Annotated in this window: 20 protein-coding genes and 1 tRNA gene; 15 read left to right on the top strand and 6 right to left on the bottom strand. The window is 69.1% G+C overall.

The window, feature by feature from the left end; translation table 11 throughout:
- The first annotated feature begins 63 nt into the window (after positions 1–63).
- The 3 genes from prfA (at position 64) to TTH_RS09845 (ending at position 2,864) form a co-directional block, all read left to right on the top strand.
- Positions 64–1,128 carry a peptide chain release factor 1 gene (gene prfA / locus TTH_RS09855; RefSeq protein WP_011173949.1) on the top strand — a complete coding sequence of 355 codons (1,065 nt, stop codon included), beginning with the start codon at positions 64–66 and terminating at the stop codon, positions 1,126–1,128.
- Entirely contained in the window at positions 1,128–1,595 is a 468-nt protein-coding gene (locus TTH_RS09850) for an NUDIX hydrolase (protein ID WP_011173948.1), read from the top strand. Before prfA ends, TTH_RS09850 begins: the two co-directional genes overlap by 1 nt.
- A 105-nt stretch (positions 1,596–1,700) precedes the next feature.
- Positions 1,701–2,864 carry an acyl-CoA dehydrogenase family protein gene (locus tag TTH_RS09845; RefSeq protein ID WP_011229031.1) on the top strand — a complete coding sequence of 388 codons (1,164 nt, stop codon included), beginning with the start codon at positions 1,701–1,703 and terminating at the stop codon, positions 2,862–2,864.
- On the opposite strand, the gene rlmN is transcribed toward TTH_RS09845, so the two are convergent.
- Positions 2,833–3,900 (bottom strand): 23S rRNA (adenine(2503)-C(2))-methyltransferase RlmN, encoded by a 1,068-nt coding sequence (gene rlmN, locus TTH_RS09840; protein ID WP_011229030.1) that lies wholly within the window; start codon positions 3,898–3,900, stop codon positions 2,833–2,835. The genes TTH_RS09845 and rlmN overlap by 32 nt on opposite strands.
- 61 nt (positions 3,901–3,961) lie before the next feature.
- Here rlmN and TTH_RS09835 point away from each other — a divergent pair, with 61 nt between their 5' ends.
- The 7 genes from TTH_RS09835 to TTH_RS09805 all read left to right on the top strand — a co-directional run bounded on the left by TTH_RS09835 (position 3,962) and on the right by TTH_RS09805 (position 10,196).
- Positions 3,962–5,158, top strand: coding sequence for an ABC transporter substrate-binding protein (locus TTH_RS09835; RefSeq protein WP_011229029.1), 1,197 nt, complete (start codon positions 3,962–3,964; stop codon positions 5,156–5,158).
- Positions 5,158–6,201: an alcohol dehydrogenase family protein gene (locus TTH_RS09830; RefSeq protein ID WP_011229028.1), complete on the top strand. Its 1,044-nt coding sequence runs from the start codon at positions 5,158–5,160 to the stop codon at positions 6,199–6,201. The genes TTH_RS09835 and TTH_RS09830 overlap by 1 nt, the downstream gene beginning before the upstream one ends.
- Positions 6,202–6,211: 10 nt before the next feature.
- Positions 6,212–6,979, top strand: coding sequence for a sugar phosphate isomerase/epimerase family protein (locus TTH_RS09825; RefSeq protein WP_164926101.1), 768 nt, complete (start codon positions 6,212–6,214; stop codon positions 6,977–6,979).
- 79 nt (positions 6,980–7,058) lie between these two features.
- The gene (locus tag TTH_RS09820; protein ID WP_011229026.1) at positions 7,059–7,790 is read left to right on the top strand and encodes a c-type cytochrome; all 732 of its coding nucleotides are present in this window, start codon (positions 7,059–7,061) and stop codon (positions 7,788–7,790) included.
- Between the two features lie 10 nt (positions 7,791–7,800).
- Entirely contained in the window at positions 7,801–8,283 is a 483-nt protein-coding gene (locus TTH_RS09815; protein WP_011229025.1) for a DUF1129 domain-containing protein, read from the top strand.
- A gap of 8 nt (positions 8,284–8,291) precedes the next feature.
- Positions 8,292–8,924 (top strand): QcrA and Rieske domain-containing protein, encoded by a 633-nt coding sequence (locus TTH_RS09810; RefSeq protein ID WP_011229024.1) that lies wholly within the window; start codon positions 8,292–8,294, stop codon positions 8,922–8,924.
- A 9-nt stretch (positions 8,925–8,933) separates the two neighbouring features.
- Positions 8,934–10,196: a cytochrome b gene (locus tag TTH_RS09805; protein WP_011229023.1), complete on the top strand. Its 1,263-nt coding sequence runs from the start codon at positions 8,934–8,936 to the stop codon at positions 10,194–10,196.
- Between the two features lie 89 nt (positions 10,197–10,285).
- Here TTH_RS09805 and TTH_RS09800 read toward each other — a convergent pair whose 3' ends face one another.
- Genes TTH_RS09800 through proB form a run of 3 tightly spaced genes read right to left on the bottom strand, consistent with a single transcriptional unit; the run spans position 10,286 to position 13,493 of the window.
- Positions 10,286–11,083, bottom strand: coding sequence for a YhjD/YihY/BrkB family envelope integrity protein (locus TTH_RS09800; RefSeq protein ID WP_011229022.1), 798 nt, complete (start codon positions 11,081–11,083; stop codon positions 10,286–10,288).
- 59 nt (positions 11,084–11,142) lie between these two features.
- Complete coding sequence (locus TTH_RS09795) at positions 11,143–12,384, bottom strand: glutamate-5-semialdehyde dehydrogenase (protein ID WP_011229021.1); 1,242 nt, start codon at positions 12,382–12,384, stop codon at positions 11,143–11,145.
- Complete coding sequence (gene proB / locus TTH_RS09790) at positions 12,381–13,493, bottom strand: glutamate 5-kinase (protein WP_008633899.1); 1,113 nt, start codon at positions 13,491–13,493, stop codon at positions 12,381–12,383. The genes TTH_RS09795 and proB overlap by 4 nt, the downstream gene beginning before the upstream one ends.
- 30 nt (positions 13,494–13,523) lie before the next feature.
- Here proB and TTH_RS11350 point away from each other — a divergent pair, with 30 nt between their 5' ends.
- On the top strand, positions 13,524–13,673 hold the full coding sequence (locus tag TTH_RS11350; RefSeq protein ID WP_008633896.1) for a hypothetical protein: 150 nt from the start codon (positions 13,524–13,526) through the stop codon (positions 13,671–13,673).
- Here the strand turns inward: TTH_RS11350 and TTH_RS09785 are convergent.
- The gene (locus TTH_RS09785; RefSeq protein WP_014510949.1) at positions 13,641–13,862 is read right to left on the bottom strand and encodes a hypothetical protein; all 222 of its coding nucleotides are present in this window, start codon (positions 13,860–13,862) and stop codon (positions 13,641–13,643) included. The genes TTH_RS11350 and TTH_RS09785 overlap by 33 nt on opposite strands.
- A gap of 43 nt (positions 13,863–13,905) precedes the next feature.
- Here TTH_RS09785 and TTH_RS09780 point away from each other — a divergent pair.
- Together TTH_RS09780 and TTH_RS09775 are read left to right on the top strand one after the other, a co-directional pair.
- A tRNA-Arg gene (locus tag TTH_RS09780) sits at positions 13,906–13,982 on the top strand.
- Positions 13,983–14,041: 59 nt separating this feature from the next.
- The gene (locus tag TTH_RS09775; RefSeq protein ID WP_011173934.1) at positions 14,042–14,605 is read left to right on the top strand and encodes a cob(I)yrinic acid a,c-diamide adenosyltransferase; all 564 of its coding nucleotides are present in this window, start codon (positions 14,042–14,044) and stop codon (positions 14,603–14,605) included.
- Here TTH_RS09775 and TTH_RS09770 read toward each other — a convergent pair.
- A complete protein-coding gene (locus TTH_RS09770; protein WP_014510947.1) occupies positions 14,602–14,877 on the bottom strand; it encodes a hypothetical protein in 276 nt (91 codons plus the stop codon). The genes TTH_RS09775 and TTH_RS09770 overlap by 4 nt on opposite strands.
- 36 nt (positions 14,878–14,913) lie before the next feature.
- Between TTH_RS09770 and TTH_RS09765 the strand changes: the two genes are divergently transcribed.
- A complete protein-coding gene (locus TTH_RS09765) occupies positions 14,914–15,630 on the top strand; it encodes an ATP-binding cassette domain-containing protein (protein ID WP_011229019.1) in 717 nt (238 codons plus the stop codon).
- Positions 15,630–16,808, top strand: a complete 1,179-nt coding sequence (locus TTH_RS09760; RefSeq protein ID WP_011229018.1) for an ABC transporter permease — start codon at positions 15,630–15,632, stop codon at positions 16,806–16,808. The genes TTH_RS09765 and TTH_RS09760 overlap by 1 nt, the downstream gene beginning before the upstream one ends.
- The last annotated feature ends 3 nt before the right edge of the window (positions 16,809–16,811 follow it).

Genomic DNA, 16,811 nt, shown 5'->3' with positions numbered 1-16,811 from the left:
CCCCGAGTTTAGGCTAACCTAAAACCGGGGTCAAGGGCCGGGTGCGCTATCCTGGAAACAGGTATGCTGGACAAGCTTGACCGCCTAGAGGAAGAGTACCGGGAGCTGGAGGCGCTCCTCTCCGACCCGGAGGTGCTGAAGGACAAGGGGCGCTACCAGAGCCTCTCCCGCCGCTACGCCGAGATGGGGGAGGTGATCGGCCTCATCCGGGAGTACCGGAAGGTGCTGGAGGACCTGGAGCAGGCGGAAAGCCTTCTTGACGACCCCGAGCTCAAGGAGATGGCCAAGGCGGAGCGGGAGGCCCTCCTCGCCCGCAAGGAGGCCCTGGAGAAGGAGCTGGAGCGCCACCTCCTGCCTAAGGACCCCATGGACGAAAGGGACGCCATCGTAGAGATCCGGGCGGGGACGGGAGGGGAGGAGGCCGCCCTCTTCGCCCGCGACCTTTTCAACATGTACCTCCGCTTCGCCGAGGAGATGGGCTTTGAGACGGAGGTCCTGGACTCCCACCCCACGGACCTCGGGGGCTTCTCCAAGGTGGTCTTTGAGGTGCGGGGCCCGGGGGCCTACGGCACCTTCAAGTACGAGAGCGGGGTCCACCGGGTGCAACGGGTGCCCGTCACCGAGACCCAGGGGCGGATCCACACCTCCACCGCCACGGTGGCCGTCCTCCCCAAGGCGGAGGAGGAGGACTTCGCCCTCAACATGGACGAGATCCGCATTGACGTGATGCGGGCCTCGGGGCCCGGGGGGCAGGGGGTGAACACCACGGACTCGGCGGTGCGGGTGGTCCACCTGCCCACGGGGATCATGGTCACCTGCCAGGACTCCCGCAGCCAGATCAAGAACCGGGAGAAGGCCCTCATGATCCTAAGAAGCCGTCTCCTGGAGATGAAGCGGGCGGAGGAGGCGGAAAGGCTCCGGAAGACCCGCCTTGCCCAGATCGGCACCGGGGAGCGCTCGGAGAAGATCCGCACCTACAACTTCCCCCAGTCCCGGGTCACGGACCACCGCATCGGGTTCACCACCCACGACCTCGAGGGCGTCCTCTCCGGCCACCTGACCCCCATCCTGGAGGCGCTCAAGCGGGCCGACCAGGAGCGCCAGCTCGCGGCGCTGGCGGAAGGGTGATGCGCCGGGAGATCCTGGTGGCGGCGGCCATCCTCCTGGACAGCCGGGGCCGGGTCCTCCTCGTGGGCAACGACTGGGGCCGCCGGGGCCGGGTGCGCTACACCCTTCCCGGGGGGACGGTGGAGCCCGGGGAGACGGCCGTGGAGGCCCTGGTGCGGGAGGTGCGGGAGGAGACGGGGCTTCGGGTCCGGTCCGTGGAGCACCTGGCCTACGTGATCCAGGTGGAGGACCGCCGCAAGAACGAGCGCACCCTGGCCATGGCCTTCCGGGCCACCTACGAGGGGCTCTTGAACCCCAGGGACCCCGACGGGCACATCGTGGAGGCCCGCTTCTTCACCCTGGAGGAGGTGGAGGAGAGGCTCAAGGGGCACCTCCCCCTCCTCGAGCCCCTGAGGGCCTACCTGCGGGGGGAGCGGGGCCGGTTTTACGCCTACGCCGGCTGGCACGCCCCGGGGGTCGTGGTCTAGGTACCCCACCGCGGCGGGTTCCCGGGGGCTCACGGGCGGGGAGGCGGGGGCCTTAAACCTGACGCTTTTTTGCAGGCGGTCGTTTGGGAGTTATATAATGCCCCCATGGGCCTCTGGTTTGAGGAAGGCGCGGAGGAGCGGCAGGTCCTGGGGCCTTTTCGGGAGTTCCTAAAGGCGGAGGTGGCCCCGGGGGCGGCGGAGCGGGACCGGACGGGGGCCTTCCCTTGGGACCTGGTGCGGAAGCTCGCCGAGTTCGGCGTCTTCGGGGCGCTGGTGCCTGAGGCCTACGGGGGTGCGGGGCTTTCCACCAGGCTTTTCGCCCGCATGGTGGAGGCCATCGCCTATTACGACGGCGCCCTCGCCCTCACCGTGGCGAGCCACAACTCCCTGGCCACGGGGCACATCCTCCTCGCGGGGAGCGAAGCGCAGAAGGAGGCCTTCCTTCCCAAGCTCGCCTCGGGGGAGGCCCTGGGGGCCTGGGGCCTCACGGAGCCCGGCTCGGGCTCGGACGCCGCCGCCCTCAAGACCAAGGCGGAGAAGGTGGAGGGGGGGTGGCGGCTCAACGGCACCAAGCAGTTCATCACCCAAGGGAGCGTGGCCGGGGTCTACGTCGTCATGGCCCGCACCGACCCCCCTCCAAGCCCCGAGCGGAAGCACCAGGGCATCTCCGCCTTCGCCTTCTTCCGCCCCGAGCGGGGGCTAAAGGTGGGGCGGAAGGAGGAGAAGCTTGGCCTCACCGCCTCGGACACGGCGCAGCTAATCCTGGAGGACCTCTTCGTGCCCGAGGAGGCCCTTTTGGGCGAGCGGGGAAAAGGCTTCTACGACGTCTTAAGGGTGCTGGACGGGGGCAGGATCGGCATCGCCGCCATGGCCGTGGGCCTGGGCCAGGCCGCCTTGGACTACGCCCTGGCGTACGCCAAGGGGCGGGAGGCCTTCGGCAGGCCCATCGCCGAGTTTGAGGGGGTCTCCTTCAAGCTCGCGGAGGCGGCCACGGAGCTGGAGGCGGCGAGGCTCCTCTACCTCAAGGCGGCGGAGCTCAAGGACGCGGGAAGGCCCTTTACCCTCGAGGCCGCCCAGGCCAAGCTCTTCGCCAGCGAGGCGGCGGTGAAGGCCTGCGACGAGGCCATCCAGATCCTGGGGGGGTACGGGTACGTCAAGGACTACCCCGTGGAGCGCTATTGGCGGGACGCCCGCCTGACCCGCATCGGCGAGGGGACGAGCGAGATCCTGAAGCTGGTCATCGCCCGGCGCCTCCTGGAAGCGGTGTGAGGGTCAGGGGCCGGGGGACCTTCAGGGCGAGCTGGCCGCAGGCCGCCCCCACGTCCTGGCCCCGGCTCCACCTTATGGAGGTGGGGACGCCGAGGCGCTTTAGCTCCTCGGCGAAGGCCAGGACGCCCGCCCTGGGCGTCCCCACCACCGGGGCCCCTTCCCAGGGGTTGAAGGGGATGAGGTTCACGTGGGCGCTCAGGCCCTTGAGGAGCTTGGCGAGGAGCCTGGCCTGCCAGAGGTGGTCGTTCACCCCTTTGAGGAGGGTGTACTCAAAGGTGACCCGCCGCTTGGTCTTGGCGTGGTAGTGGCGCACGGCCTCCATGATCTCGGCGATGGGGTAGCGGTGGGCGGTGGGGATGATTTTCCTGCGGGTCTCGTCGTCCGGGGCGTGGAGGGAGAGGGCGAGCCGCACCCCGAGGTCTTCCTCGGCGAGGCGGTAGATCCCCTTGGGGATGCCCACGGTGGAGAGGGTGACGCGCCTGGGGCTTAGGGCAAGGGCCTTCTTGTGCAGCATGATCCGGACCGCCTTGAGGACGTTCCTCAGGTTGAGGAGGGGCTCCCCCATCCCCATCAGGACCACGTTCCGGATCTCCCTGGGGGAGAGGCCCTGGTGGTAGGCGATGGTGAGGAGCTGGTCCAGGATCTCCGCCGCGGTGAGGTTCCGCCCGAAGCCCAAAGCCCCGGTGGCGCAGAAGGTGCACCCCGCCGGGCACCCCACCATGGTGGAGAGGCAGACGGTCTTCCGGTTCTCGTAGGGCATGTAGACGGCCTCGGTCTTCTTGCCGTCCAGAAGGGTGAAGAGGTACTTGACGCTTCCGTCTTGGCTCGGGAAGGCCTGGACCAGGCTGAACTCGGAGAGGCGCCACTCCCGCGCCAAGGCCTCCCGCAGGGCCTTGGGCAGGTCGGTCATCTCCGAGAAGTCCCGCGCCCCTTTGGCATAGAGCCAGTGGGCGATCTGGGCCCTGCGGTAGCCCTCGCCGGGAAGCTCCTCGGGGAGAAGCTCCAGGATGGGCTTGAGGGCGTGGGAAGCGGCCATACCCTCCCATTGTAGCCGAGACCCTCCCATTGTAGCCGAGAAGGGTAGTAGAATCCGGGCCATGCGGAAGCTTCTTCCCTTGGCGCTTCTGGGCCTTTCCGCCTTCGCCCAGGTGGACGTGCCCTTCTGGCACGCCATGGACGGCCCGGCGGGGAGGCTCATCGCCGCCTTCGCCCAGGAGTTCAACGCCCGGCAGGACCGCTACCGGGTCCTTCCCCGGTACCAGGGGACCTACGAAGAGGCGGAGACCAAGCTGGTGGCCGCCCTCCGGGCGGGGAGCGGCCCCGTCCTCTTCCAGGCGGAGCTCTCCTTCTTCCCCCGCCTCGTGGCCGAGGGGCAGGCCCTTCCCCTGGAGGCCTACCTGGACCTGGACCCCGGTTTCGTGGCCGACCTCTTCGCGCCCGCCTGGAACTACGGGGTGGTGGGGGGGAGGCGCTTTGGCCTCCCCTTCAACACCTCCACCCCGGTCCTCTTCTACAACCTGGACGTGTTCCGGGCGAAGGGCCTCGAGGCCCCCCGGGACTGGCGGGCCTTTGAAAGGACCGCCCTCGCCCTCACCTCCCGCGCCGCCAAGGGCTTCATCTTCGTCACCGACCCCCATGCCTGGCTCTTTGAGGCCATGGTGACGAGCCGGGGGGGAAGCCTGGTGCAGGACGACCGGCCCAACTTCACCTCCAGGGAGGCCGTGGCCGCCTTGGAGATGCTCTACCGCCTCAAGGAGGCCGGGGCCCTTTCCGTGCGCAGCATGGCCGAGGCCACCTTCGCCCAGCTGGACTTCGTGCGCACCAAGGGGATGATGGTCATGGCCTCCATCGCCAACTGGCCCGCCGCCGAGAACTTCTCCTTCGCCTTCGCCCTGGGGGTGGCCCCCGTGCCCCGGGAGGAGGGAGGGAAGGTGCCCATGGGCGGGGCCCAGCTCGTGGTCCTGAAGGGGGCCTCCGAGGCCCAGGTGCGGGGGGCGGTGGCCTTCTGGAAGTACCTCATGGAGCCGGAGAACGTGGCCCGCTGGGTGGAGGCGAGCTACTACGTGCCCCTGCGCAAAAGCGCCCTCCCCCTCCTCGAGGGCTTCTACCGGGAGAACCCCTTCCGCAAGGTGGCCTTTGAGCAGGTCGCCCACGCCCAGGAGCGCCCCCGTCTTTCCCAGTTCTCCGCCTGGGCCCGCGTCCTCGCCGAGGCCCTGGAGCGGAGCCTCAAGGGCGGGGTTCCCCCGCGAAAGGCCCTGGAGGAGGCCCAGCGGAAGGCGGAGGCGATGCGGTGATGCGGGCCTTTCTCCTCACCGGCCACGGAGGCTTAGACCGCCACCGCTTCGTCACCGGCTGGCCCATCCCCGAGCCCGGCCCCAAAGAGGTCCGCGTCCACGCCTGCGGCCTGAACACCGTGGACGTGAACACCCGGGTGGGCCGGTACGCCCGGGAGGTCCAGGCCCCCACCCAGGGGGAGGGCTTCGGGGTGGAGGTGGGCACCTGGTCCGGCCGGGTCCGCTTCCCCCTCATCCAGGGCTCGGACATCGTGGGGGTGGTGGACCGGGTGGGGGAGGGGGCGGACCCCAGGCTGCTGGGCCGCAGGGTGGTGGTGGACAACTGGATCCGCGACCCCGAGGAGCCCTGGAACCCCATGAAGGCCCGCTACGTGGGCTCCGAGGTGGACGGCGGCTTCGCCGACCACTGCGTGGTGCCCGAGGCGAACGTCGTTCCCGTGGAAAGCCCCCTTCCCAGCGTGGCCCTCGCCACCTTGGCCTGCTCCGGGACCACGGCGGAGGGGATGCTGGAGCGCGCCGGGGTGGGGGTCTTCCTGGTCCAGCTGGCCAAGCTGCGCAAGGCCCGGGTGGTGGCCCTGGCGAGCCCGGAAAAGCACGAGGCCCTGAGGGCTTTGGGGGCGGACGTCTGCCTTCCCCGGAGCCCCGGAAACCTCCCAAAGGCCCTGGAGGCCGCCCCGGGGAGGCCCCACGTGGACGCCGTGGCCGACGTGGTGGGGGGTTCCCTGTTCCCCGCCCTCCTCGAGGCCCTGCGCCCCGGCGGCGCCTACGTGACCTCGGGGGCCATCGCCGGACCCAAGGCGGACCTGGACCTGAGGGACCTCTACCTCCGCAACCTCACCCTTAGGGGCTCCGGCCTCGTCCCTCCCGAGATCCTCCGCCGCCTGGTGCGCTCCGTGGAGGAGGGAAGGCTCTCCCCCGTGGTGGCCGGGGTCTGGCCCTTGGAACGGCTCCCGGAGGCCCAGGCCGCCTTTTTGGAGAAGCGGCACGTGGGCAAGCTCGTGGTCTACCACCTCCCCGAGGCCTTGGAGCCCTATAAGGGGTAGCATGGGAAGGATGCGCCTCGGCTTTACCCCCTTCAACGCGGAGCTGGACTACGAGGCCGCCTTTCCCTTGGCGGCGGAGCTCGGCCTGGACCTGGAGGTGGCCTACGACCTCCACGAAGCCTTTCCCCTTCCGGGGGCGCGGGAGCTTAGGGCCACGGGGGAGGCCTTGGGCGTGGGCTTCACCCTCCACCTCCCCTTCGTGGAGCTGAACCCGGCGAGCCTCATCCCGAGCGTCCGCAAGCTCTCCCAGGAGCGGCTTCTCCGGGCCCTGGAGTTCGGGGAGGCCTTGGGGGCGAAGGTGGGGGTGCTGCACACGGGCCTCATCCCCGTGCGCCACCCCGTGGCGGAGCGGCTTGCCTGGGAGGCCCTGGAGGAGACCCTCGCCCTCCTCCGCGACCCGCCCATCCCCGTGGCCCTGGAGAACCTGGCCCTCTGGGAGCAGGACCTCGTCCGGGGTCCGGAGGAACTCCGCCGCCTTCTGGAGCGCCACCCCCACTTCGGGTTCTGCCTGGACGTGGGGCACGCCCTGGTGGAGCTCGGGCCCAAGGGGCCTTTCCGCTACCTCGAGGCCCTGGGGGACCGGCTTCTCCACCTCCACCTCCACGACAACCACGGGCGGCGGGACGACCACCTCCCCGTGGGCTCGGGGCGCGTCCCCTGGGAGGGGCTTGCCCCCTTCCTCCGGGGGTTTTCCGGCACGGCCGCCTTGGAGGTGGTGGGCGGCCCCGAGGGGGTGCGGCGGAGCGTGGAGCGGCTTGCCGCCCTCCTCGCCCCGTGACGGGACATCTGTCCTTGGCCGAGGGGTCGTATAGTGGTGAGGTGGGGTCTTGCGCCCCTTTTCACGAGAGGGAGGCGAGATGATCGTAGACCGTATTGAAGTCTACCTGGACCAGGGGACGGAGCCTGTCGCCGTGCTGAAAGAGCCCCCCTATCGGTGGAAGCTGGACACCCGGAACCTCCCCGACGGGGAGCACACCCTGAGGGTGGTGACCCACTTCCGCGGCGGAGGCCAGGAGATCCGGGTCATCCCCTTCACCGTCAATAACTACCCCGACGTCCTCGTCCTCGGCGTGGACGAGGGGGGCGAGGTGGCGGGGGAGGTGGAGCTCCGCATGCACGTGGGCGAGCCGGAGCTCCCCGTGGAAACCCCCCGCTTCAACCCCCTCTGGTACGCCGTGGCCGCCGTGGTGGTGCTGGGCGGCATCTGGAGCTACTTCGCCCTCTCTCCGGCCGCGGAGCGGATCGCGGAGGAGGTGGCCCCGCCCGCCCAGGAGGCCCAGGCCCACGGGGGTGGCCAGGAGGCGGCGGCGCCCGCGGGGGTGGACCCCGCCCTCATGGAGAAGGGCAAGGCCATCTACGAGGCGAACTGCGCCGCCTGCCACCAGGCGAACGGCCAGGGCATGCCCCCCGCCTTCCCCGCCCTGGCGGGCAACCCCAACCTCCAGGACGCCCAGATGATCCTTGACATCGTCAAGAACGGCCGTGGGGCCATGCCCGCCGTGGGGGCCAACTTCAGCGAGGAGGAGCTCATCGCCGTGGCCACCTACATCCGCAACAGCTTCGGCAACAGCTTCGGCCCCGTGGAGTAAAGGAGGGAGGATGTACCGCAACGACCCCATCCTGCCCACCTTTGCCCTGATCCTGGCGGCCGGCCTCTTCTACGCCGCCTACCTGGACGGCCGCCACATCGCCCGCCTCCTGGGCCACGTCCCCCAGGAGCTTTCCGTGGGCCAGATCGGGCTCATGGCCTTCGGGGCGGTCCTGCTTCTCTACGGGCTCATGGGCTTGGTCTCCTACTGGCTTGAGGGTATAGAGCTCCGCCCGGGCCGCCACTTTCCCACCCCCTCCACCGCCCCCGTGGCCGCGGGCGTCATCCTGGTCCTCCTCCTCACCGCCCTTTCCGGCTTTTTCGTGCGGCTTCTCGTCTACGCCGCCCAGACCGGGCACAACCCCACCTGGCTCCAGGGCCTCATCTTCGGGTCCATCAGCCTGGTGGTGGCGGCCCTCTTCGGGATCTACCGCCGCTTCTTCGGCCGGGAAGAGGTGATCACCGAGGAGGAGAAGAGCGAGTTTCCCTGGTGAGGTGAAGCATGGACGAGCGCGAAGTCCGCTTGCGCCAATCCCGTAGGCGGCTTTTCCTGAAGACGGTCATCGGCACCGGCATCGGCCTCTCCCTGGTCTCCGCCTTCTACGTGGGGGCAAGCCTCAGGCCCCGGGAGGAGGTGACCCCCGAGAAGGAGCCTTTGAAGCCCGGGGACATCCTGGTCTACGCCCAGGGGGGCGGGGAGCCCAAGCCCATCCGCCTCGAGGAGCTCAAGCCGGGGGACCCCTTCGTCCTCGCCTACCCCATGGACCCCAAGACCAAGGTGGTCAAAAGCGGCGAGGCCAAGAACACCCTCCTGGTGGCCCGCTTTGACCCCGAGGAGCTTGCCCCCGAGGTGGCCCAGCACGCCGCGGAGGGCGTGGTGGCCTACTCCGCCGTCTGCACCCACCTGGGGTGCATCGTGAGCCAGTGGGTGGCGGACGAGGAGGCCGCCCTCTGCCCCTGCCACGGAGGGGTGTACGACCTCAGGCACGGCGCCCAGGTCATCGCCGGACCCCCGCCCAGGCCCGTCCCCCAGCTTCCCGTGCGGGTGGAGGACGGCGTCTTGGTGGCGGCCGGGGAGTTTTTGGGTCCGGTGGGGGTCCAGGCGAGCGCCGGGGCCTACACTTGGAGGGTCTAGGAGGGAAGCATGTACCGGTGGCTTGACGAGCGCTTAGACCTCAGGGGCCTATACCACAAGGTTTTGCGCAAGGCCTTCCCCGTCCACCACTCCTTCTTCCTCGGGGAGATCACCCTCTTCGCCTTCGTGGTCCTGGTCCTCACCGGGGTCTTCCTCACGTTGAACTACGAGCCTTCCATCCGGGAGGTGCGGCTTGCCGACGGGCGCACCGTGCCCGCGGCCTACGCCAGCGTCCTCTACATAGACAGCCTCCCCTTCGGCGCCGTGATCCGGAGCCTCCACCACTGGTCGGCCCACGTGATGATCGCCGCGGCCTTTTTGCACATGCTCCGGATCCTCCTCTCGGGGGCCTACAAGAAGCCCCGGGAGCTCAACTACCTGGTGGGCCTCGGCCTTCTGGGCCTCACCGTGGTCACCGCCTTCACCGGGTACGCCCTGCCCTACGACAACTACGCCGTGACCGCCACCCGCATCGGCTACGGCATCGCCCACTCCATCCCGTGGATCGGGGGCGCCCTGGCCGACCTGATGTTCGCCGGGGAGTTCCCGGGCTCGGAGAAGTCCATCCCTAGGCTTTTTAGCCTCCACGTCCTCTGGCTTCCCCTCGGGCTCATGGCCCTCATCGGGCTCCACCTCGCCATCATGATCAAGCAGAAGCACACCCAGCCCCGCTACGCCGAGCGCGTGGCCCCGGGGAAGATCCTGGGCGTGCCCATGTACCCTCAGCAGATGGTCATGATGCTCATCCTCTTCGCCCTTTACGTGGGCATCCTGACCATCATCGCCGGTGCCTTCCTGGCCCACCCCGTGGAGGCCTTTGGCCCGCCCACGCCCCAGACCCCCCAGGTGAAGCCCGACTGGTACTTCCTCTGGCTCTACGGGCTGCTCCAGATCATCCCCTCCAGCTGGGAGTTCCGCCTCTTCGGGGCCACCATCGGGCCGGAGTTCATCGGGGGCGTCGTGGTCCCCGGGATCCTCGGCCTGGTGGCGGTCCTTCTCCCCTTCGTGGACACCCGCAAGGACAAGATGCGCTACATGGAGCTTCCCTCGGAGCACCCCGTGCGGACCAGCGCCGTCCTGGCCCTCCTCGTCTTCTTCCTCATGGCGAGCCTCGCGGGGTACAAGATTGACTTCCAGCAGCAGGGCTCCATCCTGGGCGAGAACGCCGTCCTCTGGACCCTGGTCCTGGGCGGGCCCCTCCTCACCTTCCTGGTTTCCTACGTGCTCATGCGGGTCTTCTACGGGAAGGCGCGGGAGGGAGAGGCCCTTTAGCCCCTGCCCGCCTTCGCCCCCACCGCGGCCGCGGTGGGGGTTTTGCGCGCCGTTCCGTGCCGGCTTGCGCCCGGTCCCGCGAGGCGGGCTCAGCCCGCCTCGCGGGCCTCTTCCAGGACCCGCGCCGCCACGGCGCCCACGAGGAGGGCGAGGAGGATGAGGTAGAGGCCGAGCAGGGCCAGGACGAAGCCCGCCAAGGGGCCGTAGAGGAGCTCGTACTGGGAGCGGGGGAGGAGCCTGGGGAGCCCGAGGCGGATGCCTTCAAAGAGGAGGGTCGCCACCCCCGCCCCGGCGGCGAGGGGAGGGAGGGTCCTAAGGCCTCCGCTGCCCCGGAGGAGGGCGTAGGTGAGGAGAAAAAGGAGGAAGGCGGTGGATAAGGGAACGAGTTCCTCCAAGGGCCCCAAGAGGCCTTGAAGCCCTTGGGGGAGGAAGCGGGCGAGAAACCCCAGGGCGAGGCCGAGGAGGGCGAGGAGGATGAGGCCTAGGCCCAGAAGGAAGGGCGTGACCAGGGCGAGGAGGCGGCTTCGCACCCCGGGCGGGCGGCCGAAGATCAGGCCCAGGGCGTAGCTCAGGGCGGCGAAAAAGTTGCTTCCCGACCAGAGGAGGAGGAGGCCGCTTCCCAAGGTCAGGGGGAAGGCGCCCCGGGTGAGGAAGTCCAGGAGGCTTTGGGCCATCTCGGGGCGGGCGGGGAAGAGGGCCAGGGTGAGCTCGGTGAGGGCCTGGAAGACCTCGGTCCTTAGGGCGGGGTTTCCCGAGAGAAGGAAGCCGAAGAGGCCCACCAGGAGGAAGAGGAGGGGCATGAGGGAGAGGAGGGCGTAGTAGGCGAGGGCCGCGGCGAAGAAGGGGACGTGGGCCTCCTGGTAGAGGCGGTAAAAGCGCCTAAGCAAGGCCCCCTACCCCTCCGCGCCCTCGGGGTCCCAGGCCCGGGCCACGGAGCCTTCCCGCCTCACGTGCGCTCCTGGCCCTCCCCTAGGGCCACCCACTTGAGGGTGGTGAGCTCCATGGGCCCCATGGGGCCGTAGGCGTGGAGCTTGGAGGTGCTGATGCCGATCTCCGCCCCAAGCCCCAGCTCAAACCCGTCGTTGAAGCGGGTGGAGGCGTTCCAGAGGACCAGGCTCGCGTCCACCTCCTCCAGGAAGCGCCAAGCCGCCTTGGGGTCCTCGGTGCAGATGGCCTCGGTGTGGCGGGAGCCGTAGCGGGCGATGTGGGCGAGGGCCTCTTCCAGCCCCGAGACCACCTTGACCCTGAGGACGAGGTCCAGGTACTCCCGGTCCCACTCGTCCTCCCGGGCGGGGACCGCCTCTTTGAGGAGGGGAAGGGCCCTAGGGCAGGCCCTGAGCTCCACCCCTTTTTCCCGCATGGCCTTTTCCAGCCTGGGGAGGAAGGCCTCCGCCACCTTCTCGTGCACCAGGACGGTCTCGAGGGCGTTGCACACCGCGGGGCGCTGGGTCTTGCCGTTTAGGGCGAGGCGGAGGGCCATGGAGAGGTCCGCCTTCTTGTCCACGTAAAGGTGGTTCACCCCCTTGGCGTGGGCCAAAACGGGAACCCGGGCCTCTCTTTGGACAAGCCTTATAAGCTCCTCCCCTCCCCTCGGGATAAGGAGGTCTAGGAGCTCCAATCGGCACATCTCCAAGACGGCCTCCCGGTCGGTGGTGGGGACGAGGGTGACCGCCTCCTCGGGAAGGCCCGCCTCTCCCAGGGCCTCGTGCCAGAGGGCCACCAGGGCCCGGTTGGAGCGGAAGGCCTCCTTGCCCCCCCTGAGGAGCATGGCGTTCCCCGCCTTCAGGGCCACGGAGACCGCCTCCACCGTGGCCCCGGGCCTCGCCTCGTAGATGAAGCCGATGAGGCCCAGGGGCACCCGCATCCTGCCCACCCTCAGGCCGTTCGGCCGTTTGGCCAGGCCCTCTATCCGCCCCAGGGGGTCGGGGAGGCGGGCGATCTGCCTCAGGCCCTCCGTGAGGGTCTTGAGGTCCTTCTCCTTTAGGGCCAGCCGGTCCAGCTTGGCCTTGGGAAGCCCCGTTCTTTCCGCCTCCTCCAGGTCTTCCCGGTTGGCCCTCAGGACCTCTTCCCAGCGGGCCTCGAGGAGGTCCGCCATGGCGAGAAGGGCCCGGTCCCGGTTCCCCTTCGCGATCTCGGAAAGCCTCTTGCGCGCGCGCTCCGCCAGTTCCCAAAGGCTTGTTGCCGTCATGCCTCCTCCTTCAAGGCGAGGTGGTCCCGGTGGACCACCTCCTCGGTGTAGCGGTAGCCCAGGACGGCCTCAATCTCCGCGCTCCGCCGCCCCTTGATGCGGGCGATCTCCTCCGAGGCGTAGTTGGCGAGCCCCACCCCCACCTCCTCGCCCTCCTCCGAGAGGAGGCGGACCGCCTCGCCCCGGGAGAACCTCCCCCGCACCTCCTTAACCCCGGCGGGAAGCAGGCTCGCTCCCCGCTCCTTTAAGGCCCGCACCGCCCCCCGGTCCAGGACGAGCTCCCCCTTGGGGCGGAGGAGGCCAAAAAGCCAGGCCTTTTCCCCCCGGTAGCGCCGCCGCGCGTGGAAGTAGGTGCCCAGGGGGGCCCCGGAGAGGGCTTGGAGGAGGACCCCTGGCCGCTTCCCGGGGAGAAGCAGGGTGGGGATCCCCACCCTACCGGCGATGCGGGCGGCGAGGAGCTTGCTCTTCATCCCCCCGCTTCCTAGCGGGTTTTCCTCTCCGGCGTGGGCCAAAACCGCCTCCACGGACTCCACCTCGGGGATGGGGCGGGCCTGGGGGTTTTTCTTGGGGTCCTCCTCGTAGAGGGCGTCCACATCGGAGAGGAGGGCGAGGAGGCCCGCCTCCACCAGGGCCGCCACCCGGGCGGAGAGCTGGTCGTTGTCCCCAAAGCGGATCTCCTCAAAGGCCACGGTGTCGTTTTCGTTGATCACGGGTATGGCCCCCAGGTCCAGGAGGGCCCGCAAGGTGGCCTTGGCGTTCAGGTAGCGGCTCCTGGAGGAGAGGTCCTCGGCGGTGAGGAGGACCTGGGCCACGGGAAGGCCGAAGGGGGCGAAGGCCTCTTGCCAGAAGGCCATGAGGAGGGGCTGGCCGAGGGCGGCGAGGGCCTGCTTCTTGGGCATGTCCTTGGGGCGCTCCTTTAGCCCGAGCCGTCGCATTCCCGCCGCCACCGCCCCCGAGGAGACGAGGACCACCTCCCGGCCTTCCTCCCTCAGGGCGGCCACCTGGCGGGCGATCTCGGCCATGGCCTCGAGGTCCAGGCCCCTTTCCCCTGTGAGGACGGCGCTTCCCACCTTGACCACCAGGCGCTTGGCCGAAAGCCCCGGGCGCATTAAGGCCCAGGATAGCACCTCCCTCACCACTTGGCCGAAGACGGCACCCGCACCGCCCTCGGCCTCTGGCACCGGGGTGGGGAGAGCCGCTTCGCCCTGGAGGGGCTTCCCCAGGGCGGAGCCTTTGAGGTCCAGCTCTCGGACGGCCTAGGGGTCCGCACCCTGGTCTTTCCCCGCTAGCCTAAAGCGACCCCCTTGGAAGGCCACCTTCCCCTCCCGCTTCAGCCGCACCAGGAGGGCGAACAGGCGGGCCTTGGTGAGGCCCGGGTGCAGGGGTTTGAGGGCGGCGTGGAGTTCCTCCAAGGTGCGCTCTTGTCCCAGGGCCTGGAGGAGGAGGGCTTCCAGGCGCCTTTCCCGCACGCCTTCCATTATTGACAGGGGCTTTCCGGCATGCTATGGTTGAGGTTGGCTTGGGCCCGTAGCTCAGCTGGATAGAGCGGCTGACTACGGATCAGCAGGTCGGGGGTTCGAATCCTCCCGGGCCCGCCAAAGGCCGAAGCCCCCTGGGAGAACCCCAGGGGGCTTCGCTTTACCCCTAGAATGGGGCCATGAAGATCTACACCAGGACAGGAGACGCGGGGGAGACCGGCCTTTACGGGGCCGAGCGGGTGGTGAAGGCCCATCCCCGGGTGGAGGCCTACGGCACCGTGGACGAGGCCAACAGCGCCATCGGCCTCGCCCGAAGCCTCCTCCCCGGGAAGCACCGGGACCTCCACGACCTCCTGGAGCGCCTTCAAAACGCCCTCTTTGACCTGGGGGCGGACCTCGCGACCCGCATGGGAAGCCCCTACGAGAAGAACATCGCCCGCATGGACGCCGAGGACGTGAGGGCCCTCGAGGAGGCCATTGACCGCTACCAGGAGGAAAGCCCCCCCTTCCAAGGCTTTATCCTCCCGGGAGGGCACCCGGCGGCGGCCGCGCTTCACCTCGCCCGCACCGTGGTGCGCCGCGCCGAGCGCAAGGCGGTGGCCTTGAGCCGGGAGGAGCCGGTGAACCCCGAGGTGATCCGCTACCTGAACCGGCTTTCCGACCTCCTCTTCGTCCTGGCCCGGGTGGTGAACGCCCGGGAGGGGATCAAGGAGGAGGGGTGGCTGGTGAAGAAGCGCCGCTAGGGCCAGGGCTTGCCGTAGACCCGCACCTCGGCCTGGGGGAAGGCGGCCTCGAGGAGCTCCCGCAAAAACCGGGTGGCGGCGGGAAGGAGCCCCCCGCAGGGGCCTTCCATGTAGAGGAAGAGGTAGCGGGGCCTTCTGGGCGACTGGGAAAAGCCCAAGCACCCCTCGTACTCCGGGAAGTACTCGTAGAAAAGCTCCAAGAGGTCCCGGACCAGGGCCTGGGCCTCGGGCAGGGCCTCTATGGAGCTTTTGGGCTTCACCCAGAAGGTCATGGCCTTCACGCCCCCATTATTTGGTAAGCTCGCGCCGTGGTCCAGGCGGAGGGTCTTACCAAGCGCTACCGCAAGGCCGTGGCCGTGGAGGGCCTGACCTTTGGGGTGGGGCCCGGGGAGGTCTACGCCCTCCTCGGTCCCAACGGGGCGGGGAAGACCACCACCTTGCGCCTCCTCTCCACCCTCGTCCGCCCGAGCGCCGGGAGGGCGCTAGTGGCGGGCTTTGACGTGGTGCGGGAGCCCCTCGAGGTGCGCCGCAACCTCGGCCTGGTGAACGGGGGCATGCGGGTCTACGAGCGCCTCACGGGGCGGGAGGTCCTGGAGTTCTTCGCGGGCTTCTACGGCCTCAAAGGGCGGGCCTTTCTCGGGGCCTTGGACTGGGTGGTGGACCTCTTGGAAATGGAGGAGACCCTGGACAAGAAGGTGGGGGAGATGTCCACCGGGATGCGGCAGAAGGTGGTCATCGCCCGGGCCATCCTCCACCGGCCCAAGGTCCTCCTCCTGGACGAGGCCACGGCGGGTCTGGACATCTTCGCCCGCAGGGCCCTCCTGGACTTCGTGAAGGCCTACCGGGACCTGGGCCACGCCGTGATTTACTCCACCCACGTCATGGGTGAGGCCGAGGAGGTGGCGGACCGGGTGGGCTTCCTCCACCGCGGGCGGCTGGTCTACGAGGGCTCCAAGGAGGAGGCCCTGGCCCTGGGGGAAGGGAGCCTGGAAAGGGCTTTTGTGCGCCAGGTAAGGGGGGCTTGATGGAGGCGGTGCTTCGGCTATTCCGCAAGGAGCTAATCCAGGTTTTTCGCGACCGAAAGCTCCTCTTCTCTACCTTGGTTCTGCCCGTCCTGCTGATGCCGGTCTTCATGTTCGGGCCCAGCCTCTTCCTAAGCCGGCTCCTGCAGGGAGCGGCGGAAAGGGTCCAGGAGGTGGCGGTGGCGGGGCTTCCCGAAGAGGCCCTAAAAGCCCTCGAGGCCGCCCGGCTCAAGCCCGTGCCGGTGCCGGACCCCGAAGAGGCGGTGCGGGAAGGCCGTTTCCCGGCAGGGGTGGTGTTCCGGGAAGGAGCCTACCGCGTTTTCGGCCGCCTGGCCTCGGGTTTGGGGGAAAGCCAGGTGGTCGTGGAGAAGGTCAAGGGGGCCCTCCAGGCCCTCAAGGAGGCCCAGGTGGCCGAGGCCCTGGTGCGGGCGGGTCTCCCCAAGGAGATCCTCTCCCCCTTCGCCGTGGAGGTGGTGGACGCCTCCCCCCCGAAGGAGAAGGCCGGAGGGCTTTTGGGCTTCCTCCTCCCCTTTTTTCTGGTGGTCTTCGTCCTCTCCGGAGGCCAGGTGGTGGCGGTGGACGCCACGGCGGGGGAGAAGGAGAAGGGGACCCTCGAGGCCCTTCTGGCCGCCCCAGTCCCCCTGGTCCAGGTGGCCCTGGGCAAGACCCTGGCCACGGTGGCCATGGCCCTCCTCTCGGGGGTGGCGGGGCTTTTGGGGCTCGCCTTGGGCGGGGCCTGGAGCGCCCGCTTTGGCGGAGGCGTCCTCACGGAGAGGGGCGAGACCCTGGCCCTGGGAGGGCAGGTGAGCCTGGATGGGGGAAGCTTCCTCGCCCTCTTCCTCACCGCCTTCCTCCTCGCCCTCTTCATGGGGGCGGTGATGGTGGCCCTGGGGCTTTACGCCAGAAGCTTCAAGGAGGCCCAAAGCTACATGGCGCCCCTACAGCTTTTGTTCCTCCTTCCCTTGCTCTTTTTGCAGTTTAGGGGCTTTCTTGAGATTGAGGCCTGGCATTACCTCCTCCCTCTCTTCAACGTGGCCCTTCTCATGGATGCTCTCCTCAAGGGAAGCGCTACCCCTTTGGAGGTGGGGCTCACCTGGGCCTCCACCCTGGTCTACGCCCTGCTCGCCCTGGGTTTGGCCGTCTGGGTCTTCGGGCGCGAGGACGTGGTGTTCCGCAACTAGGCC

The sequence above is a fragment of the Thermus thermophilus HB8 genome (assembly GCF_000091545.1).
Classification (GTDB): Bacteria; Deinococcota; Deinococci; order Deinococcales; family Thermaceae; genus Thermus; species Thermus thermophilus.
The sequence above is the reverse complement of the archived record's forward strand: the minus strand, read 5'-3'. Positions and strand labels throughout refer to the sequence as shown.